We start from the raw sequence: 26,175 nt of genomic DNA, 5'->3' as shown, positions 1-26,175 counted from the left end.
CGGAGTTCTCCGATATCTGCCCGCCTAAACGGATTTTCGATTGATGGGCGATCGCCTGCTTGGGTTTGGCTGCGGGTTTGGGTTTTGCGCGGCTGCGCTAGGGGCTGTCATCAATTGCCTACCCAGCATCTGGTTCCTTGGGAGGTTCAGCCTCTAGCCCGATTTGTTTGAACGGGCGCGATACTGCTGATTCCTTAAGGCTTCTGAGCTTAATTGATGACGCGCCCTAGCCCAAGATGGTCAAAATCTAACTATTTGCCAAAGCCGCGCCCACGAGATGCGGTCGGCAAGCAGACACAAGCCTCGATTTGCTCCAGCAGCGTTTCACGATCCAGGTTTTGCCCGATCAGCACAAGCTGGTTTTTGGGCTTTCCTTTCCACTCGCTGTCGTCCAGCGTAAAGCGCTTGCCGCTGAGGTGAAAGATGTGGCGCTTGGGGCTTTCGTCAAACCAGAGGATGCCCTTGGCGCGAAACACGTTAGCGGGCATCTGGTTGTCGAGGAAATGCTGGAAGCGCTTGATGGCAAAGGGGCGATCGCTCTGAAACGACACCGAGGTAAAGCCATCCACCTCCAGGTGATTGGAGTGGTGGTGGTGGTGATGGTGGTGATCGTGGTCATGATCGTGGGCGCAATGCCCGTGGTCATGATCGCAGGCTGAATGATCGTGATGATCATCATGGGCATGATGATCGTGCGCGTGGTCAGGTGCGTGGTCATGCGCGTGCGCGTGATCGTGCGCGTGATCGTGATCGTGATTCTTCTCTTCGGGCTTGAAGTATTGAGCCGACTCGAACAGGCCGACGCTGAGGATCAGCGGCAGCGGCACCTGCGAATTGACTGTGCGGAGAATCCGTGCGCCTTCTTTAACATCGCGAATCTTGATTTCTAGCGCGTCCAGATCAGCTTCATCGACCAGATCGCACTTGTTGAGCAGGATGATGTCGCCGTAGGCAATTTGGTTATGGGCAGCGTCGCTGTTGAACAGATCCAGGCTGTAGTTTGCCGCATCCACCACCGTCACAATCGAGTCGAGTCGGGTCAGGTCGCGCAGTTCTGTGTTCCCAAAAAGGTGAGGGGCGACAGGCAGTGGATCGGCCAGCCCGGTAGTTTCCACCACTAGGTAGTCAATCTTGTCTTGCCGCTCCAGGATTTTGTAGACCGCTTCTAGCAGGTCATTATTAATGGTGCAGCAGATGCAGCCGTTGCTCAGTTCCACCATGCTGTCGTCGCCGTCGGTGGCGACGATCAGCTCGTTGTCGATGCCAATTTCGCCAAACTCGTTGACCAGCACAGCGGTTTTTAGTCCCTGCTGATTGGTCAGAATGTGGTTCAGGAGAGTGGTTTTGCCGCTACCCAAAAAGCCCGTGATGATGGTGACTGGGAGACCCTGCTTGGTGTCGTCCATGCGGGCGATCGCTTGCGGCGTGTCAGCAGTTTGCATAGCGTGATGGGGAGAGGGGGAACGAGGATGGGTCGGAAAATGGAGAAAATGTCGCTCGGAAGGAATATCGCCCTGAGCCTGGAGCCTGCCGTATGCTGCTAGACTGAGCGGGATTTCAGCGAGAGACGATTTCCATCTCAAATATCCTGTCTCAACTATTTCAATCGTAGAGGCTGGTGCGCGAGATTTCAGGGCGCAATTGCAAACTCTATTATTGCCGATTTCTCCACAATTCGACTGCGCTATGGATAGGGAGGGTGGGACTGCCGTGAATCGGGACGATCAGCCAATGCAGCCGCTGTGGGCGCAGTTAAACAATGCTCGACTACTGCGCTATCTGTTGCTGGTGCTGCTGGGCTGGGCGATCGCCCAGGTGCTTGCCTATTTTTCGTCGGTGATTGTCATCTTCACCTTCGCGGCAATCCTGGCGTTTTTGCTCAGCTATCCCATGCGATGGCTCCAGCGCTGGCTGCCTCGCCCGGCGGCGGCGGTGGCCGTGTTTTTCCTAAGTCTACTGTTGCTGGCGGGGTTTGTGTTTACGATTGGCTCGGCCATGCTGGCGCAGGGGCAGGCGCTTTTGGCTCAGGCTCCGGGCATTGCGGCGGTGCTGCTAAACTCGCTGGAGCAGATCGAAGAGTTTTTGCGGCGGTTCAATCTCCAGGCAGATTTCTCTGCATTGGAGGATTTGCTGCAATCTCAAACCATCGAGGCAGCGAAAACGTCCCTCATTGGGCTGCAAGTGCTGCTGCAACGATTGCTGGATCTGCTGCTGATTGGCATCGTCAGCTTTTTTATGCTGCTGGATGGCGATCGCCTCTGGGGTTGGGTGCTGCAATGCTTTCCTGACTCGCTGCAACCGCGCCTCACTGAAGCCGTGCAGCAAAATCTGCTGGGCTTTTTTTGGGGACGGTTTTTGCTGTCGCTGTTTTTTGCGCTGTCTTGTCTGATTATTTTTCTGCTGGTGGGTGCGCCCTATGCGCTGCTGCTGGCGGCGATCGCCGGATTTTTTGATCTGATCCCTGGCATCGGCGCAACCCTGGGTATCAGCCTCATCTGCCTCATCCTCCTGCCCCAGGGTATCTGGCTGAGCTTGCTGATCCTGGTCTGCTGCGTGCTGCTGCAACAGGTGGAGGAAAACTTGCTCATGCCCAAGATCATGCAGGGATCGATCAACATGAACCCGGTGGTGATGTTCCTGGCGCTGCTGGTGGGGGTGCGCGTGGCGGGGCTGCTGGGTCTATTTTTGGCGATTCCAGGGGCGGGGGTATTGATTAGCCTATTTGATGTGGAGGCGCTACGAGCCAAACACGAGTAGCAGAATCCTTGGCAGCCATCATGCGGGCACTTCTACCCGCTCTGTCCCCGCTAGCCCGAATGCGGCGTGAACCGCTTGCAGGGCGCGAATACCGTCTTCTTCTGACACGACGCAGCTAATCTTGATCTCCGACGTGGCGATCATCTGGATGTTGATCTGCTCCTGCGACAGCGACTCAAACATACGGGCGGCGATGCCGGGGCGACCCACCATGCCCATGCCGACAATGCTGACTTTGGCGATCGCCTGGTTTACCACAATTTCCCCACAGCCCAAGTCGGGGGCGGCTGCTTCCAAGGCCGCTTTTGCTGCATCTACGTCGCCCTTTGCCACAGTAAAGGCGATATCCCGCGTCACCATGCCGTTGACTAGGCGACAGCGCTGGGATTGAATGATCATGTCTACGCTGATGTTGTGATCGGCTAGCAGGCGGAACAGGCGGGCGGCCATGCCAGGGCGATCGGGCACATGGCGAATCGCAAGCTGCGCCTGGTTGCGGTCGAGGGCGGCTCCGCGCACGGGTGGCGCATCGGCATAGGCAAGGGATTTTTGCGCCTGGTGGACGGGCGAAGACGTGACCTCGAAGGTGCTGCACAGAGCAGTTATGGCGCGATCGCAGTCTTCAGCCCGAATAGCGCAACTCACCTGCACCTCGGAGGTGGAAATCATTTCAATATTCACGCCTGCCGCTGCTAGCGTTTCAAACATTTGCGCTGCCACGCCGGGGCGACCGATCATGCCCGCGCCAGAAATGCTGACCTTAGCCATGTCGCGCTCCACCATCACTTCGGCTTCGCCGGAGGTGGGCGACGGGTCGTAGCGCAGGGCCGGGGCGATCGCCGCTGCCACGGCCTCGGCTCGATTCAGCGAGTTGCGGGTGACGGTGAAGGCGATGTCATTGCTGTTGCCTTCATGAATCGACTGGATAATCAGATCTACGTCCAAATCCTGGGAGGCGATTTCGCCAAACAGGCGGGCGGCGATGCCAGGGCGATCGGGCACGCGCAGCAGAGCGACTTTGGCCTGGTCGGTGTCGAACTCGACGGCATCGACGGGATGGGCGATTTCCAGCCCTTCGAGCGATCGCGGCTGGGGCAGGGGCGAAATGACACGGGTGCCCGGATCATCCGTCCAGCTAGAGCGTACCACCAGCATCACGCCGTAGTTGCGGGCAATCTCTACTGAGCGGGGATGCAGCACCTTTGCCCCCAGGCTGGCCAGTTCCAGCATTTCGTCGCTGGTGATTTCGTCCATCAGTTTGGCATCGGGGCACCAGGCGAGGGTCGGGCGGTCAGGATACCCGGTACGTCGGTGTAGATTTCGCAGGCATCGGCCCGCAGGGCAGCCGCTAGCGCCACGGCGGAGGTGTCGGAGCCGCCGCGCCCTAGCGTGGTGATTTCCAGGTCTTCGCTATCGGTGATGCCCTGAAAGCCTGCTACGACGACGACTTCGCCCTTTTGTAAATGCCGTTCCAGGCGATCGGTTTCGATTCGCAGGATGCGGGCGCGGGAGTGGATTGACTCGGTAACGATGCCGACCTGTGCGCCTGTGAGGGAGATGGCGGGTTGGCCGAGTTCCTGAAGCGCCATGCTGAGGAGGGCGATGGACACTTGTTCACCCGTGGATAGCAGCATATCCATTTCGCGGCGGCTGGGGTTGCTGGAGATTTCCCGATGCCAGCTTGATCAGTCCGTCGGTGGTTTGCCCATTGCAGACACCACTACTACGACCGAGTTCCCCGCTTGGACAGTCTGCATCACGCGCTGCGCGACTGCCTGAATCCGCTCGACTGTGCCAACTGATGTCCCGCCGTATTTCTGAACGATTAACGTCATAGCCCTCGCTGCACCGCCCGCTCTGTGATCCCCGACGCGGATGAAGCTGATGGGCCAGAAATCACAGAAGGCGCAAATGTATTTACCCCATCAAAGGTATCAGACGAGAGGGACTACGGGTAAGAGGATGGCGGGGTTGATGGGCGGCTTGTTATTAAACTTTGAAATGTCTCTCAGAAATGGCGCTGGCTTTGCAGGGGTTCTGAGTTCCGAGTCAGCAGCCTTGGGGGATATCCCCCAAACCCCCTTTTGCAGGGGACGAAGCGTCCCCCCACACCCCCTCCTAAGGGCGTTTTGGTGAGTCCCGAAGGCCGCTTCGCATTGCATGGGCCTCAATTAGCGACTGCACCGAGCGACTGCACTGAGCGACTGTGTTAAAAAGCGACTGTGCTAAAAAGCAACTGTGCTAAAAAGCGACTGCACTGAGCGACTGTGCTAAAAAGCGACTGCACTGAGCGACTGTGTTAAAAAGCGACTGTGCTAAAAAGCGACTGTGCGGAAAGATCCTCTTGGCGCTGCTACTTAGGGCGCGTCATCAATTAAGCTCAGAAACCTTAAGGGGTCAGCAGTCTCGCGCTTGCCTAAGCAAACTAGGCTAGGGGCTGAACCTTCTAAGAAACCTGATGTTGAGCAGACAATTGATGACAGCCCCTAGGGGACGGGGACGCTGGCGGTTTGGTCGAGCAGCCACCAGAGTTCGCCTGCGGGTTGGATCAGGCGGGCGGGGTAGGTGTCAGCATCGCCTTGGGGGGCGAAGATTTGGGTGAGGGCGGGGCGTTTGTTGGCTCCGGCGACGAGGAAGATGACGCAGCGGGCATGGTTGATCAGGGGGGCGGTGAAGGTGATGCGGGGGCTGGCCGTCTTTGTTGCCAACGGTGATCAGGCGATCGCCCACTGTGAGCGCATCGGTGTGGGGAAACAGCGAGGCGGTGTGGCCGTCGTCGCCGATGCCCAGCAGCACCACGTCTAACGTGGGAAAGTCTCCGGGTGCAAGCTGAAAGACCCGCTGCAAATGCTGTTCATAGAGGTCGGCGGCGACGGCTGGGTCGGCAGGCGTTGTGTCCATTGGGTGGATATTTGCAGCGGGAATGGGCACCTGGTCGAGCCAAGCGCGGCGGGCCATGCCTTCGTTGCTGTCGGGATGGTCGGGCGGGACGTAGCGCTCGTCGCCCCAAAAGACCTGGATTTTGTCCCACGGGAGGGGCTGCTGGGCGATCGCCTCGTATAGCGGCTTGGGCGTGCTGCCGCCCGACAGCGCAATCGAGAAGGTTCCCCGCTGGGCGATCGCCGCTTCGGCCCGCTCCAAAATTAGCGCCAGCGCCCGATTCACAATGCCTGCCACGTCTGGCAATACTTCAACCTGTCGAGTTACCTGTTGAGTCATGCGTCCCTCACTTACACCACAGCATGTCACCACTCCGACAAGCGTATCGGCACAAGTCGAAAAGCACGATAGAACCGCTATTTTTTTTCAGACTTGCATCCTGTTTGGTGTTTAATTGACCGATGGACACCTGTGCAAAAGCATCTCATTTTTCCTAAGGCTTCGCTTTCCCAAGCTTTGACGAAGTTCGATCCTCAAGCGCGATCGCGCTTGTCCAATGCCGTCTCTGAGATGCCGTCTCTTTAAGTAACTGCCGTCTCCAGCGGGTCGCTGTCTCTGAGCAACGCGATCAACCTTGTCTTTGTCTCTAAATGTCGCTGAAAGTCGCTGAATATCGCTATCCCTAAAGATTCCGAGAATGGCCAGTTTGAGAATGACAAGCGCGAAACTGCAACGGCTGATTTACCTGTGTCTTGTATGAACCGACCTGTATGAACCGACCTGTAAAATTCACCTGTGAGACTCACCTGTAAAACCGACCGATGAAACCGACCTGTGAACCCTCACGATAGGCTGATGCGGGCGGGTTTGTTTTTGTTCACCCCTAATCTTGTGAATCCCAACAAATCGAAATTACCGTTATGACATCGATTAAACCTGCTGGCCGCATCACTGCTCCGCTGGCTTCCCGCATTCTGAAAACAGTCGGAATCATTATCACGCTCTCCGCGCTGATCGACTTCTTTATTCTGCCGATTCCCTATCGACTGCTCGATCGCCAATGGCAGCTTGCTTTTACGACCCAATTCGTCGATCGGGGCATCGTGCCGCTGGTGGGGTTAGCGCTGCTGTTTGCAGGATATTGGATTGACCATGCAACCGGAACGCTCGATGAGCGGCGACCGGGGCGGACGCGAGATCTGCGATTTTGGGCGCTACTGTTAGCCAGCCTTTTGGGTCTCATTTATGTGCTGCTGTTCCCCCTACATCTCAACAACCTGCGGCTCAACAATGCGGCGGCCCAAGAGCAAATCAACCAAGAAGCCGAGCAGGCCGAAGGACGGCTAGATCAAAGTCTGGCGACCGCATTGCAGCAGCAGCGGGCCCAGATTGCTCAACTGCTCAACGCCAGCGACGAGCAGATCGAGCAGGCGGTGCGGGCAAACCAGATTAACCAGGAGCAGGCGAACCAAATTCGGGAGTTTAAGCAAAATCCAGAGCGGCTGGAGCCGTTTTTGCAGGAGCGCGTGCAAGAACTCCGCTCGCGGGGACAGACTGAAATCCGCACTCGCAAGGAAGATGCTCAATCCACAGCTCGCACAGAATCCATCAAGTCGGGGCTGCGAATTGGGCTGGGCAGCCTGGTGCTGGCCGTGGGCTACATCATTATTGGCTGGACGGGGCTAAAATCGCTGGATTAGCGGTTTTGCAGCGAAGCGTCTTGATGTTTTCGATTTACATCCTCACCTACAACGAAGAGATCGACATCGCAGCCTGTCTGGAGTCGGCGCTGCTATCGGACGACGTGGTGGTGGTGGATTCCTGTAGTAGCGATCGCACTTTAGAAATCGCCGCTGGATTTGCCGAGCGCCATCCCGTTCGGATTGTGCAGCATGCCTTCGAGAGCCACGGCAAACAGCGCACCTGGATGCTAGAGTCCATTCCGCCCAAGCATCCCTGGATTTACATCCTGGAGGCAGATGAGCGGATGACTCCGGCGCTGTTTCAGGAGTGCTGCCGGGTGATTCAGTCTGACGAGCGGGTGGGCTACTACGTCGCGGAGCGGGTCATGTTTATGAACCGCTGGATTCGCCGCAGCACGCAGTATCCCCGCTATCAGCTCCGGCTGCTGCGCCACGGCAAGGTCTGGTTTGACGACTACGGCCACGCCGAGCGCGAGGTCTGCAACGGGCCCACGGGCTTTTTGCAGGAAACCTATCCCCACTACACGTGCAGCAAGGGCTTTAGCCGCTGGATTGACAAGCACAACCGCTATTCCTCAGACGAAGCGGCCGAAACCCTGCGGCAGTTGCAGCAGGGAACCGTCAACTGGCGATCGCTCTTTTGGGGTGCTTCGGAGGTCGAGCGTCGCCGCGCCCTAAAAGACCTTTCTCACCGCCTGCCCGGCCGTCCGCTGCTGCGGTTTCTCTATATGTACGTTGGGTTGGGGGGCTGGCGGGATGGTGGGCCAGGGTTTACCTGGTGCGTTCTGCAAGCCTTTTACGAATACCTGATTTTGCTCAAGGTGTGGGAATTGCAGCACGCGGCAGCCCCCCCGCAAGCTGAGTCAGGATTCGCCAAATCTAGGGTGGATGCAGCCATGCAGCAGCCGGAAGCAGTCGAGTCGGGCGATCGCCCTTCGCCAAGGATATAACTCGGTATAACTCGCTTGGAACGGGCGATCGCTGCTCCTGCATCTCCCCTGAGAAACGGCAAATGTAGCCCTGAAACTTGAAATAATTCTTTACAAATCGTACAAATAAAGTAACCTGCTAACTAGGGCAGCAGTCTCCCAGAGCAATCCCCTAAAATAGGCTCCCCTAGAGGCAGCACTGATAACCCCGCCTTAACCTGCTAGATTGTAGATTCAGATACTTTTTTACAGACGCTTGTTCACCCGCTCATCCGCACTGGGCTTGTTTATCTCAGCTTGTTTATCAGGGAGATACTGGGTTGTCCGTTCTTCAACGCTTCAAACAGGATTTGAAAAACGACCTGATCGCAGGTCTACTGGTCGTCATTCCGCTGGCTACGACGATCTGGCTGTCGTTTACGATCGCCAGTTGGGCGATCGCCTTTTTGACGCGAATTCCTAAGCAAATCAACCCATTCAACGATTTTCCGCCGATTCTAGGCGATTTCCTGAACCTGGTGGTGGGTTTTACGGTGCCGCTGGCGCTGATTCTGCTGATTGGGCTGATGGCTCGCAACATCGCTGGACGCTGGCTGCTGGACGTGGGCGAGCGCCTGCTGCAAGCCATTCCGCTGGCAGGAGCAGTCTACAAGACCCTGAAGCAACTGCTGGAAACGCTGCTGCGCGATACGAACGACCGTTTCCGGCGAGTGGTGCTGGTGGAATATCCCCGACGCGGCGTGTGGGCGATCGCCTTCGTTACCAGCGCATTCACCGCCGATATCGCCGGCCCCCTGTCGGGCAAGATGCTGAGCCTGTTCATTCCCACTACCCCCAACCCCACGACGGGCTGGTATGCAGTCGTGCCAGAGACCGAAGTCATCAACCTGGCAATGTCGGTAGAAGATGCCTTTAAGGTGGTTGTCTCTGGCGGCATTGTCGGCCCCAACCTGGCCAGTGCGCTGCCCGCAGGCGGACTGCCACCCGGAAACCTGCCCACGGGAACCCTTGCGACGGGCGGGCTGAACCCTGCTAACCTAGGAACGAGCAGCTATGGCGATCGCCCTGCTGCGGTCAAAGACATCCGTCCCCTCGATTTGGTCTTGGATGAACCACTGATGGAGCCGCCGTTTGAAAACGCCTCCCCCGAAGCCAAGCGTCAGTCCATGCCACTGCCATCCGACCCAACTTGAGCCTTTCCACCAGCCGGCCCTCTGTTTCCACTCGAATTTTTTAAGGATTGAGAACCCGAAATGCAAGCTCGACGCATCGCGCGAGAACTGGCGCTGCTGAGCATGAGCCAGCTTCCCTCCAAGCCCGAAAAACTGGAGGCTCAACAGCTTCAGTCCGTCGCCCTGGCCGCTGTGCGGACGCTGACAGGCGAAGTTCACGACCTGCTGGAAACCGCCGCCGCCGAGGTCGAGCGGGGGAGCGATCGCCTATTAGCCAGTGAAACCAAAGCCCAAGATCTGGACAGCGCCCGCGTCATGGTGAAAGAAGCGCTGGAACTAGCTCAGGCAGCCATCAACCGGATTGGCACCGCCGTCGAACTGCCGGAAATTTTGCAACTCGCTAACCATCAGGAGGTGCGCGACTACACCCTGGCGCTGCTGCAAACCGTCAGCATCCGCCGCGCCGAAATTGACCAGATTATTTCCGCCGCAATGATAGACTGGCAGCTTCATCGGCTTCCCCAGATCGACCGCGATATTCTGCGGCTGGCCGTGGCGGAGTTTCAGTACATGGGCATTCCTGACAAAGTGGCCATTAACGAAGCCGTTGAGCTAGCCAAGCGCTATAGCGACGACGACGGACATCGCTTTATCAATGGCGTGCTGCGGCGGGTGGTCGAAAAGCCCGAAGACAAGCCCGAAAACAAGCCCGAAGACAAGCTCGAAGACAAACCTGAAGACAAGCTCGAAAAAGCCTGAAGACCCCTCAGATCATCCGCTGCCCAGGCTTTCCAGTTCTAAATGTTCTAGATAAGGCTCCGTATAAGGCGCTATCAGACTTTCCCAGCAGCCATCCTGATGGGCCGCACTTTCAGCCTTGCCCTGTCCCAGGCTGGCGGAAATCTCTTCACCAGGAAAGACGCAAGCACTATAAGCTAGATGAAGCGGAAATCTGGATGCAGCGGCTCCAGGCGCTCTTGGGCGTTTGCTCCTGATCCAGAGCAATATCCCTAACTCCCCGACCCTCCCTATGTCGTCGTTTAATTGGTTCAACCGTCAATACGAAAACCAGCCCGCCGAGGCAGAGCCAGAGCCACAGAAAGACGCTGCCCCAGCGCCAGAGTCGCAAGCGTCTGCCGATGCTGCTGCGGGTGAAGCGGCAATCGCCCAAGACTATCTCGCCTGGGCCAAGTCTGCCTACAAAAATATTCAAAAGCGCCAGCAAGAAGCCGCTGTGGTCACTGCGCCCGCAACTGCCATAGAGCCAGAAACAGAACCCGCTACGACGGACGAAGCAGCGTTAGGGGCGGCCCAATCGGCTGCTGCCAGAGAAACCGCATTGAAACCCGCCGAAGCAGTAGCGCCCAGCGGACTATCGACGGCTGCCGCGCCAGAAACCCTGCCAGAAACCGCGCCAGAAACCGCGCCAGAGACGGCTGCGCCCCCGCTCCCCTTTTGGGCACAGGCTGAGGCCGAGCGTCAGGCCCGCTTGGAGCAACTCAAAGCAGAAGCGGCTGAAGCAGCAGCGGAAGCTGAAAAACTGGCTCCTGAAGCAGCTAGCCCAACGGACTCAGCCCCAGAGCCAGATCTCCCCCTGGATGAAAGCTTTCTCTGGTCGGCGCAGGTGCTAGCCTCCCAGGGCCGCCGGGCCGACCAAGTAGACCTAGAGGAAATCACCTGGCTGAAGCGGCTGCGCCAGGGCCTCGACAAGACGCGGCGCAGCTTGGTGAACCAACTGCGGGCGATCGTGGGTCAGGGGCCGCTCAACCAGGACGCGGTGATGGAGATCGAGTCGCTGTTGCTCCAGGCAGATGTGGGCGTGGAAGCAACAGATCTGATTATCGAGCGCTTGCAGGACAAACTACGCCAGGAATCTCTGCCCCCCGAAGCGGCGATCGCCTACCTCAAACAAATCCTGCGAGACATGCTCGACAACCCCGGCGGCAAGCCTATTAGCCCCACCTTTGCCCCAGAGAAGGATACCCTGAACATCTGGCTCATCACAGGGGTCAACGGCGCAGGCAAAACCACAACCATCGGCAAAATCGCCCACATCGCCCAAAAATCGGGCTACAAAACCCTGATTGGCGCAGCCGACACCTTCCGAGCCGCCGCCGTGCAGCAGGTGAAAGTGTGGGGCGATCGCAGCAACGTAGAAGTCATCGCCAACCCTGGCAAAAATACCGACCCCGCAGCCGTTGTATTCGACGCAATCACGGCTGCCCAGGCACGAGGCACTGAACTGCTGCTCATTGACACAGCCGGCCGGCTGCAAAACAAGAAAAACCTGATGGATGAACTCGCCAAAGTTCGCCGCATCATCGACAAAAAAGCGCCGGATGCGCGTGTCGAGTCGCTGCTGGTGCTGGACTCTACCCTGGGGCAAAACGGTTTGCGTCAGGCAGAAGTCTTCTCGGACGCTGCCCAGCTAAGCGGGGTCGTGTTAACCAAGCTAGATGGCACAGCCAAAGGCGGCATTGCCCTGGCGGTAGTGCAGCAGTTGGGGTTGCCCATTCGCTTTATCGGCGCAGGCGAAGGCATCGAAGATTTGCGCCCCTTCTCCAGCTATGAATTTGTTGAAGCACTGTTGAGCGGCTAGTCTGGACTGGTCTAGACTCACATGTCTTAGTCTGGGATACAGACCAATTTGCCCCCCCAAATCCTGACTCATGACCTCTCAGCCCTCAACCTCCGAGGAATCCCACCTGTTGGCCCGTATTGCCCAGCAGGATCAATCTGCTCTCTCGACCCTGTACGATCGCTATGCGCGAGTGCTGTATTCCCTAGCGTTTCGGATTTTGGGATCAGTCGAAGAAGCAGAGGAAATTGTGCTGGATGTGTTTAGCCAGGTGTGGAAGCTGGCAAAACGCTATGATCCCCAGCGCGGCCGGGTAGACGCATGGCTGTTTATGCTGACCCGCAGCCGCTCGCTCGACCGACTGCGATCGCTCCAGCGGGTTAGCAAAGCTGTCGAGTCTTCTACCGAAGCCGCAAAAACAGTCTCCCAGACACAGATCTCAGACCCAACGGAAGACGTATTAATAAATGAACGGCGCGATCGCGTGTTGGCAGCAATGCAGCGATTGCCCACAGAACAACGGGAGGTAATCGAGCTAGCCTACTATCAAGGGCTAACTCATGTAGAAATCGCAGCCAAGACGGGGAAATCCCTGGGAACAGTGAAAACGCGCATCCGTCTGGGTTTGAACAAGCTCCGGCAAGCACTTGAAGCGCTCGACTGGCTGGAGTGATTGATCTCTATGAGGGTTCTTTGTAAAGCCCACGGCTTAACCAGCGCAGATGCAAAGCGCAAAATGCCTAAAAAGCCACTGGGGGAGATATTGGATCAGCATTGAACAACTGGTTTGGGGGTTTCAGACTACCTATCCAATCCACGAGCTAGGATGAAGAAATGACGACAGTAGTAACTATGGATCACGCCCCTTGCTTGTGTGACCTGACCGCGCTGTATGCCCTGGGGTTGCTCGACGAGACTGGTCTTCAGCAAATCAACGACTATCTAGAAGAATGTCCAGAACTGGCTACCGAAATGGCCGAACTGGAAGAAACTGTGGCAACGCTGCCCTACAGTTTGGATTGGATGTCGCCCGCTGCCGACTTAAAAGATCGACTGTTTCAGCGCCTCCATCAGGACGCGGTTCAGCCTGCTGGCTCAAGCCTGTCCGAAGCCGCTCCTCCGCCAGCCGCAGAACCCCTCGCTGCTTTTTCGTTCCGCCAGATGCGAGAGGCAGTCGCAGCCGCACGGATATTGATGCGCCAGTTTTCTAGCGGCAACCGACTGACGGTGCGCGGCCGCGACCTCGACTGGCAGCCCTACCGGGTTCCTGGCGTTTCCGTTGCGCCGCTCTACGTAGATCTGGCAAAGCGAGAAGTAACCGCACTGCTCAAGGCAGAACCGGGTGCAGTCTATCCGATTCATCGTCATGCAGCTCCCGAAGAGATTTACATGCTCGATGGAGACTTGAGGATCGATGGTGAAGTATACGGCGCGGGGGACTATATTCGCTCTCGCCAGGGAACGGTGCATGAGCCATCTGAAACGGTGGGGGGCTGCATGTTTTTGGTGCGGACTTCGCTAGACGATGAGTATTTTCAGCTTCAAATGCGCTAGGCGATAGGTGTTCGAGCGCTAATTTGCCAATCCCTGATTCCTGCTGCATCCCCTGTGTCCCAGCTTCAGCGGCTTACCATTGCACCCGCCCAAATCAGCGGGTCTGATATCTGGCTTACGCCAGAGCAGCAGCACTATTTATGGCGGGTGTTGCGGCTTCAGGGGGGCGATCGCCTTCTGGCAATGGACGGTCTGGGGCACTGCTGGCTGGTTTCGGTCGAGCCGCCCGACCAGATGCAAATTTTGGAGGAACAAACCCCGATTGCAGCAACGGAACTGCCACGCTCTGTCGCGCTGCTGATGTCCATGCTCAAGGGTCAGGGCATGGACGATGTCGTCCGCCAAGCAACGGAACTAGGCGCAGCGCAGATTGTGCCGATTTTGAGCGATCGCACGCTGCTCCATCCCAGTCCCCAAAAGCTCGACCGCTGGCGGCGCATTGCCCAAGAGGCCGCTGAGCAATCCGAACGCCAGTTTGTGCCAACGATCTTCGATCCACAGCCCTGGAGCGAGGCGCTAAACGTTTGGAATGCGGGAACCTATGACGCTTATCTGTGCGAAGCAAGGGGCGATCGCCCCCATTTGCTCAGTATCCTCCTATCAGCGCATAGCGCATCCCCATCAACAAAACCGATTGCGATCGCTATTGGCCCAGAAGGCGGCTGGACGAATGCCGAAATCGACAGGGCGATCGCCGTAGGCTATCGAGTCGTGTCGCTGGGGCGGCGCGTGCTGCGAGCCACCACCGCACCTGCGGCCGCGCTGTCAATCCTTGCAGCGGCCCTGGAGCAAGACACGTCTTCCAGCGGCTAATTTTTTTGATTGGTTGAGTTGATACAAAGTCGGGTGAATGAATCCTACGTTTCAGTCATGGCAATAATCTGGGCGATCGCCAACTGTAACTGCGGAAACGTCGGCGACACAATCGAGGTTTCGCCCTGGTATTGCTGCGCCTGGTATTCCCCATCAATCAGGGAATTAACTGTGATGGTTGGCTGCTTGGGAGAGCCGATATACTGCACACCGCCCAGCCCTGCATAATCCACAATCCAATACTCTAAAATTCCCAAGGTTTCGTACTCATTCAGTTTAATTCGATAGTCATCGCGCCAGTTGGTGCTAACCACTTCAATCACCAGAGGCGGTGGAATATACGCCGCAGCCGGGGCAGAACTTTCACGCATTCTGTCCCATTCTTCTTTGGCAAACACGACGATATCTGCCTTGCGGCTGGATTGAGGTTCACCGGACCTGGCGACAAGCCTTACTTGTTTGCCCTGGCGAGGTACGTAGGGCAGCTTGAGCGATTGGCAATGATCAACCAAAAGACGACATAATCCCTCCACGACATCCTCATGTTTCGCAGTTGGTTCGCTGAGGGGCATCGCAACTCCATTCACCAACTCAAAGGACCTGCCGGAGCCATCATCCCAGTTGAGAAATTCCTCAAAGGTAAGGGGCTTTTTGACAATTGCAACCATCGCGACTTATCTCTGGTTTCAGTGAGTTGGCTACCTCTAGCTTAAACAGGATTTACACAGAGAGAATAGAACTTATGCATCTGCATGATGGCTAGGAGCCGCGCCCGCGAGAATTCCAAAAACTTGGCACAAGATCAAATTTCAAGACAAAAAGCTAAACAAAAAGCTGCCGTTGAACCCTTCAACAGCAGCTTCCAATCCAGCCAAAAATTTAATCTAATCTCAAAAAATCTAGCCAAGACCTAAGCAAAAACCAGCCCTAGCCCTGGGGTCTGACCTGACGCGCCATGTCCAGGAACGGATTGAGGCTAGGACCAGGACGACGACGGCCGCTCCGGCTGCTGCTCAACACCACAAAATTCGGCGCAAAGGTTTGGTCAGCCGCAGGCGCAGCCTCAGGTGCAGGCTTGGCAGCCGGGGCAGCCGCAGGTGCCGGAGCCGCGGGAGCCTTGCCATTAGACGTGATATCCGTTGTAGGAGGCGCAACCGCAGCCACAGCCGCCGCAGGTGCAGGGGCAGCCGCAGGCACTTCGGTTGTCGCAGGGGCAGCCGCTACCGGAGCTGCAGGAGCAGCACTATTAGAAGGCTCAGCCTCTAGAAAATATTCTGAAGACTTGCCCAAGCCCAGCAGCTTGCCCAGCCCACTCAATAACGAGAACAGTCCCCCAAGTAGTTTCTTAATTAAACCCATTGTTGCGATCGCTCCAAGAAATGCGTCTGTGTGTTCAATGCGTCTAGGTGTTCGCAAAAGCTTTTTTCGTCCAGAAAATGCAGGAAAACCCTACATCCTCTCGCTCGTCATCTAATCTTCTAGCTGAAAGTCCTGCTCCGGTCGCTTAGCTTATCAGCTTTGAGTAAAAGTACTTAGAGCTTTCTCTGGAAGCCAGACTGAGCAAGATTTCAGCTAATCCCTATTATCCCTGTCAATGGGCATCGAGAGATGCGTTGTTGACCAAGTTGATCAAAAAATTTTAGACACCGTGGATCAGTGATAACGCCCCAGTTCCTCTCTAGGCCTGGAATTGATCCGCCAGACTCACTCGCTGCCACCAGCGATTCAGCGGGTAATACAGTGCCGGAGCCCAGAGGCTACTGAGAATAGCAGAGCAGAGGGCAATCTGCTGATGATAGTTCCAAATTTCTGAAAGCGTGCGCGAGGAGAGGCGATCAGGCATCCGCAGGTCTTGAAGCATAAATTGAAACGCGGTCACGGTTTCTGCAATGACCGCCATGCCGAACACGATCAGCGCCACTGAAATAAAGTCTTCCTGGATGTAGCGCTGCTTTTGAATAAGCGCCGTGAGAATGCCGACCAGCGCGAGACTCAGCGTGTGGGTTGGATTGGCCGCTGTCATGCCGTCTTGCAGCAGTCCCAGTGCAATTCCGGCGATCGCACCCTGCCAGGGCGATCGCTTGATACTCCAGGCCACAACCCAGATCAGCAGCCAGTTCGGCCCCACCCCCAGCAGTTCCATGCCCACAAACCGGGTTGGCAAGATGAGCAAACACGCCAAAACCGAGCCAGCCGTCACCAGTACATTCAGCGCCTGCCTCAAATAGGGACTCAGAAGCAGCAAATCATTCATGGCAATCAGGCATAAAATCAGGGCAAGGTTGAATCTGGTAAAGGCGAGGGCGGCGGGGGCGGTTCAGTTGCAGCAGGTTTTGGATTAGGCGCAACCAATACCCAGTCCAATGTGCTAATCGGGGCCGATAGCTCAACAATCGCCTCTGGAGCTGGGCTTTTGCTAAAGTCTATTGATTCAACACGCCCGACCGGTAGCCCCGGCGGGAACAACTGGCTAAACGACGACGTAGACACCACATCCCCCGGCTTCACATCCGGCACCTTCTCAAAAAACTCCATCACCGCTCGGTTACCCGACTGCCCCCGCATATAGCCCATAAAGCGAGAACGGCTAACCGTCACGCCGATACGACTTGTGGGGTCACTGACTAACAGCACGCGGCTCGTATTCGCCGTCACCTGTACCACCCGCCCAACTAGCCCGCCCGTTCCGGAGACAATAGAGCCAACTTTTACCCCGTCTCGCCGGCCCCGCCCCAGAGTCACCTGCTGCCACCAGTGGTCGGCGCTGCGCCCAATAATCGGAGCCGCAATCCCTGGTTGTGGCTGCGTTGCATTGTAGTTCAACAACTCTTGAAGTCGGCGGTTTTGGCTTTCTAGCTCAATCAAGCGCTGCTGCAACTCCTGCACCTGGGCGTTATCCAGGATTTCAGCGCGAGTCGGGCCTTTAGCCTGAAACGGAGCGCTGATCGCTCGATATAGCTCCAGCACAAATGCACCCTGGGTTTGCCTGAGCATCCATGCAGTGCTGAGAGCCAGCACTGCTAGCCCCAGCCGCAACCCATTCTTCCCCCACCATCGACGCAGTACGTACATTAGCTGCGCTCAATCCTCACCGCCAGCGCTTCACACAAGTCCTGAGATACCTGATATGGACCCTGAGAGGAGTCCCCACGAAAACTGGAAATACTCGCTCAGAACACCAATTCGGAATACCTGTAAGGTATACAGCCTTACGCTACATATTGCGAGAGTGTCCGCTAAAGACCCGCTCAAGCTGCTTGAAGTTTTCTAGAACACGCCCAGTGCCCAACACTACGCAACTCAGCGGATCCGCTGCAACGTGAACCACAATTCCTGTCTCATGGCTGATCAGGGTATCTAGCCCGCGCAGCAAGGCTCCTCCCCCTGCCAGCATGATACCCCGATCGATGATATCTGCCGCCAGCTCGGGAGGGGTGCGCTCCAGCGTGCGCTTAACGGCTTCGATGATGACCGACAGGGGTTCTGCCATCGCTTCACGGATCTCTGGCGCTTTCACCGAAACGGTACGGGGCAGTCCAGATAGCAAGTGCAGCCCTCGAACGTCCATGATGATGTCGTCATGGTGGTCTGTTGGATAGGCGGAGCCGACCGTGATTTTGATTTCCTCTGCTGTGCGTTCCCCAATCACCAGGTTGTGAACCTTTTTCATGTACTGGGAAATAGCCTCGCTTAGCTCGTCGCCAGCGACCCGCACCGATTCGCTCAGCACCGTGCCCTGCAAGCTCAGCACTGCGACCTCGGTGGTGCCGCCGCCGATGTCGATAATCATGTTTCCAGTCGGCTCTGCCACGGGCAAGCCAGCCCCAATGGCGGCTGCCACGGGTTCATCAATCAGATAAACATCTCGAGCCCCCGCCTGGGACGCAGCTTCCATCACAGCCCGACGCTCAACGCCCGTCACGCCACTGGGAATGCCGATCACAATCCGGGGGGAAACGAGCGTCCGACCTTCATGGACGCGGCGGATGAAGTGCTTGAGCATGAGCTCAGCTGTGTCAAAGTCTGCAATCACCCCATCTCGCAGGGGACGCAGCGCCATCACGTTTCCGGGTGTCCGCCCCAGCATTTTTTTGGCATCTTCGCCAACGGCTAGGGGTACTTTCTCGTTTTGGTCAATGGCTACTACTGATGGTTCTTGAAGCACAATGCCCCGACCCGAAACGTAGACCAGGGTGTTTGCGGTGCCCAGGTCGATACCCATGTCGCGTGACAACGAGAAGCGGTTAAAAAGTCCCACTAGCCTAACAAGCTCCTAGTTACAAAAACACTACTGCGATCGCTCTAAATGTCCCGATAACTCAGGTAAGACCCTTGGCTGGCACCTGGTTAACGATTCTGAGGTGATGACGATGCTCAGGGGTAAACTTGCAGATGCTGCTCGATGAACCGGACTCCCCTTTTCAGAAAGCCACTTTGCTTTTGAAAAGCAGCTTTGCTATCAATGCTGACCGGATTCGTTATGCCTTAAGCTCACTCCATCTGCCCTATGCTGCTAAGCCGATGCCCTCAAAATTAATGTCTCCAAACAATATCTCAGAGTTTCAACCTGATTCCAAAAACCTATGAGTATGGAAGAGACTCAAGCAAAGCATTCCAACTCCGTCGATGGGATTGTATTACGATTTTTGTCAACCGTCTAGTCGGAATATGCCTAAGATGCTGATCGAGTTTGGGCTGACTGAGTGAATGAGGGCGATCGCCCCTGCTTGAAGGTCAGCCGCTAACATCCTGTTGCTATCTCCCAGCTTGATCCGGTCATTGGACCCTGACAGATTGCACCCCGCTCACGATACCGCAAAACTGACCCCTGTGGCGCAAGATACCAGGAAGATTGCCGGAAGGTGGATGGATGGGGGCGATCGCCAACAGTGCGATCGCCAACCGATGCCAATTCGACGGTGTGTCCGGCGCTTGCTAAAGCGAAAAAGTTTGGGCAGAATAGTGCGGCAATTAGGGGAGCAACCGCCTCAAAATCTGGCGAGATCCTGTTAGAATAGGACAGGTATACTATCTGAAGCGATATGCAATTCTAATCATTCCTCTCAATTTTTTAGGAATTAGTTTTGAAAGGATTGATCGATTCAGTTTTCTGCGTATCTGGCTTTAATTTCTGTTTCCAAAGTTTTGATTTTAAGTTTGGGGAATGTCCTATGAGCTTAAACGTCGTTACCCTGGTGGGTCGAGCGGGTCGTGATCCGGATGTAAAGTATTTCGAGTCGGGCAGCGTGGTCTGCAATATCAATCTTGCAGTCGATCGTCGCAGAAAAAATAGCGATGAGCCAGACTGGTTTAAGCTGGAAATTTGGGGTCGAAACGCTGAAGTAGCTGCAAACTATGTCCGCAAAGGCAGCCTGATCGGGGTTACAGGTTCCCTGAAATTTGAATATTGGAAAGATCGAACCACTGGAGCCGATCGCTCTGCGCCTGTAATCCGAGTAGATCGGTTAGATTTGCTGGGATCTAAACGAGACAATGAGGCGGCAGCAGCCTCTGGCGGATATGCCGACGATGAGTTCTAGGAATGAATTCTAGACAGCGCGGTTTGAGTTTTAGCAAGGGGCGATCGCCCCTTGGACAAAAGCTCACCTGTTGCGTGTGCCCTTGAGCTTTCTCCCAAAGGTTCGGAATATTCTCACGGTCGCTTCAGTTTCCTCACAAAAGGGTTCTGGGGCACTCAGTGCTGTTTCAGGTTCCCCTCAGCCAGAGCCGCCAAGATGTGAGTTATCTCGGAAAGGACTCCCAAGCCTTGCCAATGGCAGGCCGGAACCTTCCACAGATTGACTAACATCAAGGAGGTTCTCGATGAAACGGATTGTTCTCATGGCGCTGTTTGCGCTGGTGCTGTCTACCGCCGTTGCCCCAGCGGCGTTTGCTCGCAGAGGAACCAGCACTTGCCCTTTGAACGGAACTCGCTGCGTTGGGTCGGGTGGCGGCGGCGACTAGGTTTGGGCGATCGCACCGCTGTGATGTAGCTGCGATATAACCGATAAAAAACCCTGGCAGAAGATTGGAATTTTGCCAGGGTTTCTGATGAAATTAGCCAGTCTTGGCAGCTTTTACGCCTAAAACTTTTAGGTCTGAAGAATGCTGCGGGCAGCGATTTCAGCCGTCTCTACTGCGCCGTTCATATAGCCCTGGGATTCTAGAGAGCAGTGTTCCCCTGCGAACCAGAGATTGCCCACGCGCTCGATTTCGGCTCCGGCGATCGCCGTCCACTGCCCGGGCCGATAGCAGGAATAAGACCCCAGCGCGTGGGGTTCGGCCGCCCAAATTGCCCGGAGCGATCGCCCTTGTTGCACTTCAGCAATGCCTGGAAAGATCTGGTCTAGATCAGCGGCGAGCGCCTTGGCGTGGGTGGCGGGGCTATCGGCCGCCAGCAATACGCCCTGTCGTCCCGCCCGCAGGTCTGTTACCCAGGCGCTTGGCCCCGGCGAGTAGCGGGCGCTCTCCCAGGTATTTTGAAAATCCAGATCGGTGTAGACGCTAATGGTAGAGCCGTAGCGGGTACGCCAGATCCGCTCCCGGAAGGGAACGGCTAGCTTGCTGCTGGTGCCATAGCCCAACTCGGCGATCGCCTTTCGCTTCACGGGCGGCAGGTCTATCGCGAGTTCCACCTGTCGGAGCACCGAAAATGGCACTGCTAGCAGCACCTTCTCGTAGCTGCGCTCGATACTGTTGCCGTCTTGTCGCAGGCTGACGCGATAGCGCCCATCGGGGGCAAGGCGGATGGATTCCAGAGAAGTGTTGAGGGCGATCGCCCCCTCTACCCGCTTGGCCAGCGCTTCAGGAATCGACTGGTTGCCGCCGACCACATGCCAACGCTCGTCGCTGTCGCCGTAGGTGCTCCACTGCCCCACCTCTGTCCCGATCAGATAGAGCATGTTCAAGCAGGACATGTCTTCTGCGTCTCGCCCAAATTCGGTGATGTAAGCCACCCGCACCAGTTGGTGAATCACCGGGTCAATCTCTGCCGCATCCAGATATTCTGCCAGCGACAGCCGATCGAGCTGGGCGGCGTGGTCATTATGCTGGCGATAGGTGATGCCTCGCCCCATCGCCAGCAAGTCCTGCGTGATTCGTTTGGCGAGGGGTGCAAACCGCTCCACCACTGCCTCATGGCTCACCTTTTGCCCCTGAAAATACAGCACCTCCGGCTCTAGCCCTGCATCGGCCGCCCTCAGGTCAGACAATTCCAGACCCAATTCTGCGGCCAGAGCGCGGACGTGGGTATGGCGCGTGTCGATAAATTCGCCACCCAGTTCCACGGTTCCTGGTAGTCCATCCGGGTTTCGCACCGTCCGCAGCCGACCGCCGATGCGGGCACTGGCTTCGACTAGCTCAAACGGCACACCCGCCTGCTGGAGGCGATAGGCAGCCGTTAATCCTGCCACGCCTGCGCCCACAATCAGCACAGGCGATGGGTTTGCTCTAGAGCGAGCAGACTGCCCAGAGGCATGAGGGCGATCGCCCCCCACCAAGTCTTCCATCCGCCAACCGCTCAGCCCCAGCGTGCCACCCAGCACCGCGCCTGCCTGCAACACGCGCCGCCGCGACAAGTGTGCATCCAGCCATCCCGCCGCTTCGGGCAGAGACATTTGTGTTTGCTCAGACCATTGCGAAATTCGATAAGCTCGACGAAAAAGCGTAATTAATCGACTTCTAGACATACAAAACGAAAAACTGAGAAAGACTGGGAACAGGCCCCCGGCTCAAAAGCCAGCCGTTATCTAGAGTGACAGTAGCGGCTTCTCACGGGCGCTACACCTTGCCATCCTGCATCCCCAATCGTCACGCTAGCGCTTTTTTTAGCGAACGGGTGTAAACCTGATGGGCGATCGCCATCCCCACGCGCCCCCGCATAGAAGCGCACGTTATACCTAAAAGCACCAACCTAACATCAACCTAATCAGACACAACCCCACCCTGGGGCGCAGCCTGACTATCAGGCTGGGTGTTGTTGAAATAGGTTTCCAACACCTGCTTCACCATCGGCGCAGCCACCTTGCCGCCGCCGCCCTCCGGGGAGTTCTCGACAAACGCCACCACGACAATTTCTGGATTATCCAGCGGAGCATAGCCGCCGTACCAGGCGTGGGATTTGCGCGGCGGGTCTTCGGCTGTGCCCGTTTTACCCGCATTGGGCGGCAGACTGGGCGTGTTCATCACCTTACCCGTGCCGCTACTAACCACCCGCCGCAGCCCATCTTGCAAAATTCTCAGCGTGGTGGGACTTAGACCAATTGGTGTCCGCCAAGAGCGGCTCGCTTCCTGGTCTTTTAGCAAATGAGGACGCACCAAATCACCGCCATTCGCGGGCACAGCGAACATCACTGCCACCTGGAGCGGCGAAGCCTGCATGTAGCCCTGACCAATGGACATATTGATGGTGTCGCCGATGAACCACTCTTCATCCAGGTTTTCGCGCTTCCAGTCCGGATCAGGCACTAGTCCCGCCGATTCTTCAGCGGCCAGCTCAATGCCTGTTTTCCGTCCAAAGCCGTAGCGCCGTGTCCACTCAATCAGCGGTTCGTGGCCCATGCCCATCGCAGTCTGATAGAAAAACGTGTCGCTGCTCCAGGCCATGGCTCCGCGAAAATCCAGCGGGCCAAAGCCTGCATTGTTCCAGTCCCAAAACTTGATGCCGCCGACTTCGATGTAGGGGCGCGTACCGAGAACGGTGCTGGGGGAATAGCGCCCCGATTCAATCGCTGCCGTAGTAGTGACAATCTTAAAGGTGCTGGCAGGTGGATAGCCCTGGAGCGCCCGGTTGACAAACGGATAGGACTTGCTCTGAAGCTCCTGCCACTGAGCATCGGTAATGTGGGTAGAAAACAGATTGGGGTCAAAGGCAGGACGGCTGACGAGTGCCAGCACAGCTCCGTTGCGTGGATCGAGGGCGACGATCGCCCCTCTGCGATCGCCCAGCACCGTTTCCGCCGCCTTTTGCAAATCCAGATCCAGCGTCAGCGTCACGGTATTGCCCGCCCGTGCCGACTTTTCGCCCAGCACCCGCAGCACATGGCCCATCCCGTCCACCTCGACCTGCTGCCCGCCCCACTGTCCTCGAAGCTGCCGCTCGAACGCTGCCTCCACGCCCATCTGCCCCACGACATCCCCCAGACGATAGCCCTCTTCGCGCCGTCGCTCCAGTTCTTCGTCCGACAGCTCCCCGGTATAGCCCAGGACATGGGCCGCCAAATCGCCATGCGGATAGTAGCGCACCGCCTCCGCCTGTACCTGCACCCCCGGCATCTGCTGGCTAAACTCGGCCAGCGCCGTCACCTGGGCGGGGCTGATGCCACGAGCAATGCGGAGCAGTTCTGGCGAACTGTAGCCGGCCTGATCCAGCCGCTTCTGGATATTCTCTTCAGGAATGTTAAGGATTGTGGATAATCGCTTCACAATCGGTCGCCAGTTGGACTGGCGATTGGCAATCGGCCAGAGAAACACTGCGTAGGAAAGACGGCTCCCTGCTAGTGTCCGCCCTTTGCGGTCGAGGATTCGCCCCCGCTCCGGCTGTCGGGGAATCAGCCGCACGCGGTTGTCGTCTGCCAGTTGCCGATTGTATTGCCCTTCGACCAGTTGCAGATAGGCCAGGCGAGTGCCAATGCCTCCCAGCAGAGCGACGGTGACGGTGAGCATCACCACCAGCGACTGGTAGGACTTGCCCACGGTGCGGCCCGTTGGTTGCCGCACGGTTGGCGGATTTTGCGTCAGCGTCATAAATGAAAACGCGCCCTCTGACAGAACCTCTGAAAACCAGTGCAGGTTAGAGAAACTTTGGATGCTTAGTAAATCATTAGTAAATCAATTTACATAGTTTACCGCCATTGATCCCAGTATTGATCCCCGGCGCTGTCGGACTCGGATTTGTCTATCTCTGGGTACAGGGCGATCGCCCCCACATCCCAAACCTGCCATAGCCGCTGCCGAAATGACTCAGCCCAAATCGCCAAACGGTATACCAAACAACCGTTGATTACCCTGGCTTCTTTGAAGATGAAGGAAAAGTTAGCCGGATGGAATGTCTGTTATGCAACATCTGTCCTGCAATGTCTGTCATGGCATGTCGGCGGCTGTCTGCGTAGATCCAGCTTGAAAAGCGCATAGCGATAGTCGTGACCCCGTTGCGGGCAAACTGACTTACAAGCTGAGTCGCTGTCCCTGAATTGGGAAACGCCCCGGCATTCGAGCATTTCCATCTCGCGAATTTCCATCTTGCGAATTTCAAATCCAGCAATTTCAAATCCAAACAGTTTCAAATCCAGCAATTTCACAATCCAGCAATTTCACAAGTCTCCAGGCTTCATCCCTTAGGATATTTACAAGTCATCAAAGTACGAGTCATAAAATCATATAGAATCAGGTGCCTGTCTTCCCCCTCGTCGCCCATAGAGACACACATACTCACGTAAGGACTCAACTGCTAAAATCTCAGACCTAAGCCTTGACCACTGCCCCGTTCTAGCAGAATTTCTACAGGGAATTTGCCACATGGCACAGACCATCACCCCAAATCAGTCCACGGTAGAAACCGAAACCCAATACGATGTCGAACTCCGCAAAGTCTTCAAGGTCTTTGATGGCTACACGGCAGTTCGCGGCATCGATCTGAACGTGCGGCAAGGGGAGTTTTTCAGTATTCTCGGCCCTTCCGGCTGCGGCAAAACCACGACGCTGCGGCTGGTGGCGGGGTTCGATGAGCCAACGGCAGGCGAGGTGCTGCTTCAGGGTCGGTCGATGGTGGGTGTGCCGCCCTATCGCCGCCCAGTCAACACGGTGTTTCAAAGCTACGCTCTGTTTGGCCACATGACGGTGTGGGATAACGTGGCGTTTGGGCTGCGGCTAAAAAATAAGAGCAAGACCGAGGTGCAAAAGGCTGTAGGCGAAGCACTGCAACTGGTCAAAATGGAATCCTTTGCCCGACGCTATCCTGCCCAGCTCTCTGGCGGGCAACAGCAGCGGGTCGCCCTGGCGCGGGCCCTGGCAAACCAGCCGACCGTCGTGCTGCTGGACGAGCCGCTGGGTGCGCTGGATCTGAAGCTGAGAAAAGAAATGCAGGTGGAGCTTTCAACGCTGCATCGCGAACTCGGCGTGACGTTCATCATGGTGACCCACGACCAGGAAGAAGCCCTCAGCCTGTCGGATCGGATTGCCGTGATGAATGAGGGGCGGGTGGAGCAGATCGGCACGCCTAGCGAGATTTACGAGTTTCCAGCTACGCCCTTTGTGGCAGATTTTATTGGCGAGACGAACCTATTCCAGGGGTACGTGGCGGCAGCAGATCCAACGCTGATGAAGGTGGAAACTGAGCGCGGACTCCAGATAGTCGTGAAGCCGACAGAGGCTTGCCCTGGTGTAGCAGCGGAGCCTGTGGTGGTTAGCATTCGCCCTGAAAAGGTGCGGCTGTCGCTGGAGCATCCTGGTAGCGAAATGAACTGTTTTGAAGGGCGACTCCGGCACACTATGTACCTGGGCACCCATGTCCACTATGTGGTCGATTTGCCGACGGGAGATATGGTGACGGTCATGCGCCCAAATCGCCCAGAATCGATGCCCCAGATTGATACGCCTGTGTACGTGTCCTGGTCGGCGGCAGATGCCTTGCCCCTTGCAACTCAGCCTGGAACCTAGAGCCTGGAACCTAGAGCCTGGAACCTAAAGCCTGAAACCCCAGGACTAAGCACGAAGGCGTTGGGGAGTCAAGATTGGATGCACTCCTTAGAATTACTGCCCTCAAAAGGGGTGGTCATTCTTTGTATGGACAC

22 protein-coding genes and 2 pseudogenes are annotated in these 26,175 nt (G+C 56.6%); 12 read left to right on the top strand and 12 right to left on the bottom strand.

From position 1 onward, the window contains the following. Window positions 1-251 precede the first annotated feature (251 nt). Window positions 252-1,442 (bottom strand): CobW family GTP-binding protein, encoded by a 1,191-nt coding sequence (locus O77CONTIG1_RS16660; RefSeq protein WP_068512754.1) that lies wholly within the window; start codon window positions 1,440-1,442, stop codon window positions 252-254. Window positions 1,443-1,686: 244 nt separating this feature from the next. Here O77CONTIG1_RS16660 and O77CONTIG1_RS16655 point away from each other — a divergent pair, with 244 nt between their 5' ends. Beyond that, window positions 1,687-2,757 carry an AI-2E family transporter gene (locus O77CONTIG1_RS16655; protein WP_286132367.1) on the top strand — a complete coding sequence of 357 codons (1,071 nt, stop codon included), beginning with the start codon at window positions 1,687-1,689 and terminating at the stop codon, window positions 2,755-2,757. An 18-nt stretch (window positions 2,758-2,775) separates the two neighbouring features. On the opposite strand, the gene O77CONTIG1_RS16650 is transcribed toward O77CONTIG1_RS16655, so the two are convergent. From O77CONTIG1_RS16650 to pgl, 3 genes and pseudogenes are all read right to left on the bottom strand, one after another. Then, window positions 2,776-4,011: an ACT domain-containing protein gene (locus O77CONTIG1_RS16650; RefSeq protein ID WP_317134128.1), complete on the bottom strand. Its 1,236-nt coding sequence runs from the start codon at window positions 4,009-4,011 to the stop codon at window positions 2,776-2,778. Further along, a pseudogene (locus O77CONTIG1_RS28075) lies at window positions 4,011-4,592 on the bottom strand (hypothetical protein). Before O77CONTIG1_RS28075 ends, O77CONTIG1_RS16650 begins: the two are co-directional and overlap by 1 nt. Window positions 4,593-5,243: 651 nt before the next feature. After that, a pseudogene (gene pgl / locus O77CONTIG1_RS16640) lies at window positions 5,244-5,976 on the bottom strand (6-phosphogluconolactonase). Between the two features lie 581 nt (window positions 5,977-6,557). Between pgl and O77CONTIG1_RS16635 the strand changes: the two are divergent. From O77CONTIG1_RS16635 to O77CONTIG1_RS16600, 8 genes are all read left to right on the top strand, one after another. Beyond that, a complete protein-coding gene (locus O77CONTIG1_RS16635; protein ID WP_068512747.1) occupies window positions 6,558-7,337 on the top strand; it encodes an HpsJ family protein in 780 nt (259 codons plus the stop codon). A 23-nt stretch (window positions 7,338-7,360) separates the two neighbouring features. Further along, window positions 7,361-8,290 (top strand): glycosyltransferase family 2 protein, encoded by a 930-nt coding sequence (locus O77CONTIG1_RS16630; RefSeq protein ID WP_084782770.1) that lies wholly within the window; start codon window positions 7,361-7,363, stop codon window positions 8,288-8,290. 299 nt (window positions 8,291-8,589) lie between these two features. Then, window positions 8,590-9,462, top strand: a complete 873-nt coding sequence (locus O77CONTIG1_RS16625; protein WP_084782768.1) for a DUF502 domain-containing protein — start codon at window positions 8,590-8,592, stop codon at window positions 9,460-9,462. Window positions 9,463-9,522: 60 nt separating this feature from the next. After that, complete coding sequence (gene nusB / locus O77CONTIG1_RS16620; protein ID WP_068512745.1) at window positions 9,523-10,200, top strand: transcription antitermination factor NusB; 678 nt, start codon at window positions 9,523-9,525, stop codon at window positions 10,198-10,200. Between the two features lie 271 nt (window positions 10,201-10,471). Then, the gene (gene ftsY, locus O77CONTIG1_RS16615; protein WP_068512743.1) at window positions 10,472-12,040 is read left to right on the top strand and encodes a signal recognition particle-docking protein FtsY; all 1,569 of its coding nucleotides are present in this window, start codon (window positions 10,472-10,474) and stop codon (window positions 12,038-12,040) included. 70 nt (window positions 12,041-12,110) lie between these two features. Beyond that, the gene (locus tag O77CONTIG1_RS16610; RefSeq protein WP_068512741.1) at window positions 12,111-12,692 is read left to right on the top strand and encodes a sigma-70 family RNA polymerase sigma factor; all 582 of its coding nucleotides are present in this window, start codon (window positions 12,111-12,113) and stop codon (window positions 12,690-12,692) included. 179 nt (window positions 12,693-12,871) lie between these two features. Continuing rightward, window positions 12,872-13,573 carry a cupin domain-containing protein gene (locus O77CONTIG1_RS16605; RefSeq protein WP_068512739.1) on the top strand — a complete coding sequence of 234 codons (702 nt, stop codon included), beginning with the start codon at window positions 12,872-12,874 and terminating at the stop codon, window positions 13,571-13,573. Window positions 13,574-13,627: 54 nt separating this feature from the next. Further along, window positions 13,628-14,386 carry a 16S rRNA (uracil(1498)-N(3))-methyltransferase gene (locus tag O77CONTIG1_RS16600; protein WP_068512734.1) on the top strand — a complete coding sequence of 253 codons (759 nt, stop codon included), beginning with the start codon at window positions 13,628-13,630 and terminating at the stop codon, window positions 14,384-14,386. Window positions 14,387-14,430: 44 nt separating this feature from the next. Here the strand turns inward: O77CONTIG1_RS16600 and O77CONTIG1_RS16595 are convergent, their stop codons facing one another. The 5 genes from O77CONTIG1_RS16595 to O77CONTIG1_RS16575 form a co-directional block, all read right to left on the bottom strand. Next, the gene (locus O77CONTIG1_RS16595) at window positions 14,431-15,054 is read right to left on the bottom strand and encodes a Uma2 family endonuclease (RefSeq protein WP_068512732.1); all 624 of its coding nucleotides are present in this window, start codon (window positions 15,052-15,054) and stop codon (window positions 14,431-14,433) included. Between the two features lie 259 nt (window positions 15,055-15,313). Then, window positions 15,314-15,745, bottom strand: coding sequence for a hypothetical protein (locus O77CONTIG1_RS16590; RefSeq protein ID WP_156435377.1), 432 nt, complete (start codon window positions 15,743-15,745; stop codon window positions 15,314-15,316). Window positions 15,746-16,064: 319 nt separating this feature from the next. Next, window positions 16,065-16,640: a rod shape-determining protein MreD gene (gene mreD, locus O77CONTIG1_RS16585; RefSeq protein ID WP_068512721.1), complete on the bottom strand. Its 576-nt coding sequence runs from the start codon at window positions 16,638-16,640 to the stop codon at window positions 16,065-16,067. A gap of 17 nt (window positions 16,641-16,657) precedes the next feature. Further along, window positions 16,658-17,458, bottom strand: a complete 801-nt coding sequence (gene mreC, locus O77CONTIG1_RS16580) for a rod shape-determining protein MreC (RefSeq protein WP_068512719.1) — start codon at window positions 17,456-17,458, stop codon at window positions 16,658-16,660. Between the two features lie 142 nt (window positions 17,459-17,600). Further along, window positions 17,601-18,608, bottom strand: a complete 1,008-nt coding sequence (locus tag O77CONTIG1_RS16575; protein WP_068512718.1) for a rod shape-determining protein — start codon at window positions 18,606-18,608, stop codon at window positions 17,601-17,603. Window positions 18,609-19,557: 949 nt separating this feature from the next. Here O77CONTIG1_RS16575 and O77CONTIG1_RS16570 point away from each other — a divergent pair. Then, window positions 19,558-19,926 (top strand): single-stranded DNA-binding protein, encoded by a 369-nt coding sequence (locus O77CONTIG1_RS16570; RefSeq protein ID WP_068512714.1) that lies wholly within the window; start codon window positions 19,558-19,560, stop codon window positions 19,924-19,926. Between the two features lie 283 nt (window positions 19,927-20,209). Next, the gene (locus O77CONTIG1_RS24745; RefSeq protein WP_156435375.1) at window positions 20,210-20,350 is read left to right on the top strand and encodes a hypothetical protein; all 141 of its coding nucleotides are present in this window, start codon (window positions 20,210-20,212) and stop codon (window positions 20,348-20,350) included. A gap of 128 nt (window positions 20,351-20,478) precedes the next feature. On the opposite strand, the gene O77CONTIG1_RS16565 is transcribed toward O77CONTIG1_RS24745, so the two are convergent. From O77CONTIG1_RS16565 to O77CONTIG1_RS27085, 3 genes are all read right to left on the bottom strand, one after another. After that, window positions 20,479-22,002, bottom strand: coding sequence for a flavin monoamine oxidase family protein (locus O77CONTIG1_RS16565; RefSeq protein ID WP_068512712.1), 1,524 nt, complete (start codon window positions 22,000-22,002; stop codon window positions 20,479-20,481). A gap of 307 nt (window positions 22,003-22,309) precedes the next feature. Beyond that, a complete protein-coding gene (mrdA, locus tag O77CONTIG1_RS16560) occupies window positions 22,310-24,130 on the bottom strand; it encodes a penicillin-binding protein 2 (RefSeq protein WP_068512710.1) in 1,821 nt (606 codons plus the stop codon). 98 nt (window positions 24,131-24,228) lie between these two features. Next, window positions 24,229-24,363, bottom strand: coding sequence for a hypothetical protein (locus O77CONTIG1_RS27085; protein WP_286132366.1), 135 nt, complete (start codon window positions 24,361-24,363; stop codon window positions 24,229-24,231). A gap of 538 nt (window positions 24,364-24,901) precedes the next feature. Between O77CONTIG1_RS27085 and O77CONTIG1_RS16555 the strand changes: the two genes are divergently transcribed. After that, on the top strand, window positions 24,902-26,041 hold the full coding sequence (locus O77CONTIG1_RS16555; RefSeq protein WP_068512708.1) for an ABC transporter ATP-binding protein: 1,140 nt from the start codon (window positions 24,902-24,904) through the stop codon (window positions 26,039-26,041). Window positions 26,042-26,175 lie beyond the last annotated feature (134 nt).

Origin of the sequence: Leptolyngbya sp. O-77, from assembly GCF_001548395.1 — a bacterium.
In the GTDB taxonomy this organism is placed as follows: Bacteria; Cyanobacteriota; Cyanobacteriia; order Elainellales; family Elainellaceae; genus Thermoleptolyngbya.
Note: the sequence above shows the minus strand (reverse complement) of the source record. Positions and strands in the feature narration are given on the sequence as shown.

Bases quoted from the DNA above. Each gene is read 5' to 3' on its own strand.
- O77CONTIG1_RS16660 (WP_068512754.1), bottom strand. From the start codon at position 1,442: ATGCAAACTGCTGACACGCCGCAAGCGATCGCCCGCATGGACGACACC.
- O77CONTIG1_RS16655 (WP_286132367.1), top strand. From the start codon at position 1,687: ATGGATAGGGAGGGTGGGACTGCCGTGAATCGGGACGATCAGCCAATG.
- O77CONTIG1_RS16650 (WP_317134128.1), bottom strand. From the start codon at position 4,011: ATGGACGAAATCACCAGCGACGAAATGCTGGAACTGGCCAGCCTGGGG.
- O77CONTIG1_RS16635 (WP_068512747.1), top strand. From the start codon at position 6,558: ATGACATCGATTAAACCTGCTGGCCGCATCACTGCTCCGCTGGCTTCC.
- O77CONTIG1_RS16630 (WP_084782770.1), top strand. From the start codon at position 7,361: ATGTTTTCGATTTACATCCTCACCTACAACGAAGAGATCGACATCGCA.
- nusB (WP_068512745.1), top strand. From the start codon at position 9,523: ATGCAAGCTCGACGCATCGCGCGAGAACTGGCGCTGCTGAGCATGAGC.
- ftsY (WP_068512743.1), top strand. From the start codon at position 10,472: ATGTCGTCGTTTAATTGGTTCAACCGTCAATACGAAAACCAGCCCGCC.
- O77CONTIG1_RS16610 (WP_068512741.1), top strand. From the start codon at position 12,111: ATGACCTCTCAGCCCTCAACCTCCGAGGAATCCCACCTGTTGGCCCGT.
- O77CONTIG1_RS16605 (WP_068512739.1), top strand. From the start codon at position 12,872: ATGGATCACGCCCCTTGCTTGTGTGACCTGACCGCGCTGTATGCCCTG.
- O77CONTIG1_RS16595 (WP_068512732.1), bottom strand. From the start codon at position 15,054: ATGGTTGCAATTGTCAAAAAGCCCCTTACCTTTGAGGAATTTCTCAAC.
- O77CONTIG1_RS16590 (WP_156435377.1), bottom strand. From the start codon at position 15,745: ATGGGTTTAATTAAGAAACTACTTGGGGGACTGTTCTCGTTATTGAGT.
- mreD (WP_068512721.1), bottom strand. From the start codon at position 16,640: ATGAATGATTTGCTGCTTCTGAGTCCCTATTTGAGGCAGGCGCTGAAT.
- mreC (WP_068512719.1), bottom strand. From the start codon at position 17,458: ATGTACGTACTGCGTCGATGGTGGGGGAAGAATGGGTTGCGGCTGGGG.
- O77CONTIG1_RS16575 (WP_068512718.1), bottom strand. From the start codon at position 18,608: ATGGGTATCGACCTGGGCACCGCAAACACCCTGGTCTACGTTTCGGGT.
- O77CONTIG1_RS16570 (WP_068512714.1), top strand. From the start codon at position 19,558: ATGAGCTTAAACGTCGTTACCCTGGTGGGTCGAGCGGGTCGTGATCCG.
- O77CONTIG1_RS24745 (WP_156435375.1), top strand. From the start codon at position 20,210: ATGAAACGGATTGTTCTCATGGCGCTGTTTGCGCTGGTGCTGTCTACC.
- O77CONTIG1_RS16565 (WP_068512712.1), bottom strand. From the start codon at position 22,002: ATGTCTCTGCCCGAAGCGGCGGGATGGCTGGATGCACACTTGTCGCGG.
- mrdA (WP_068512710.1), bottom strand. From the start codon at position 24,130: ATGACGCTGACGCAAAATCCGCCAACCGTGCGGCAACCAACGGGCCGC.
- O77CONTIG1_RS16555 (WP_068512708.1), top strand. From the start codon at position 24,902: ATGGCACAGACCATCACCCCAAATCAGTCCACGGTAGAAACCGAAACC.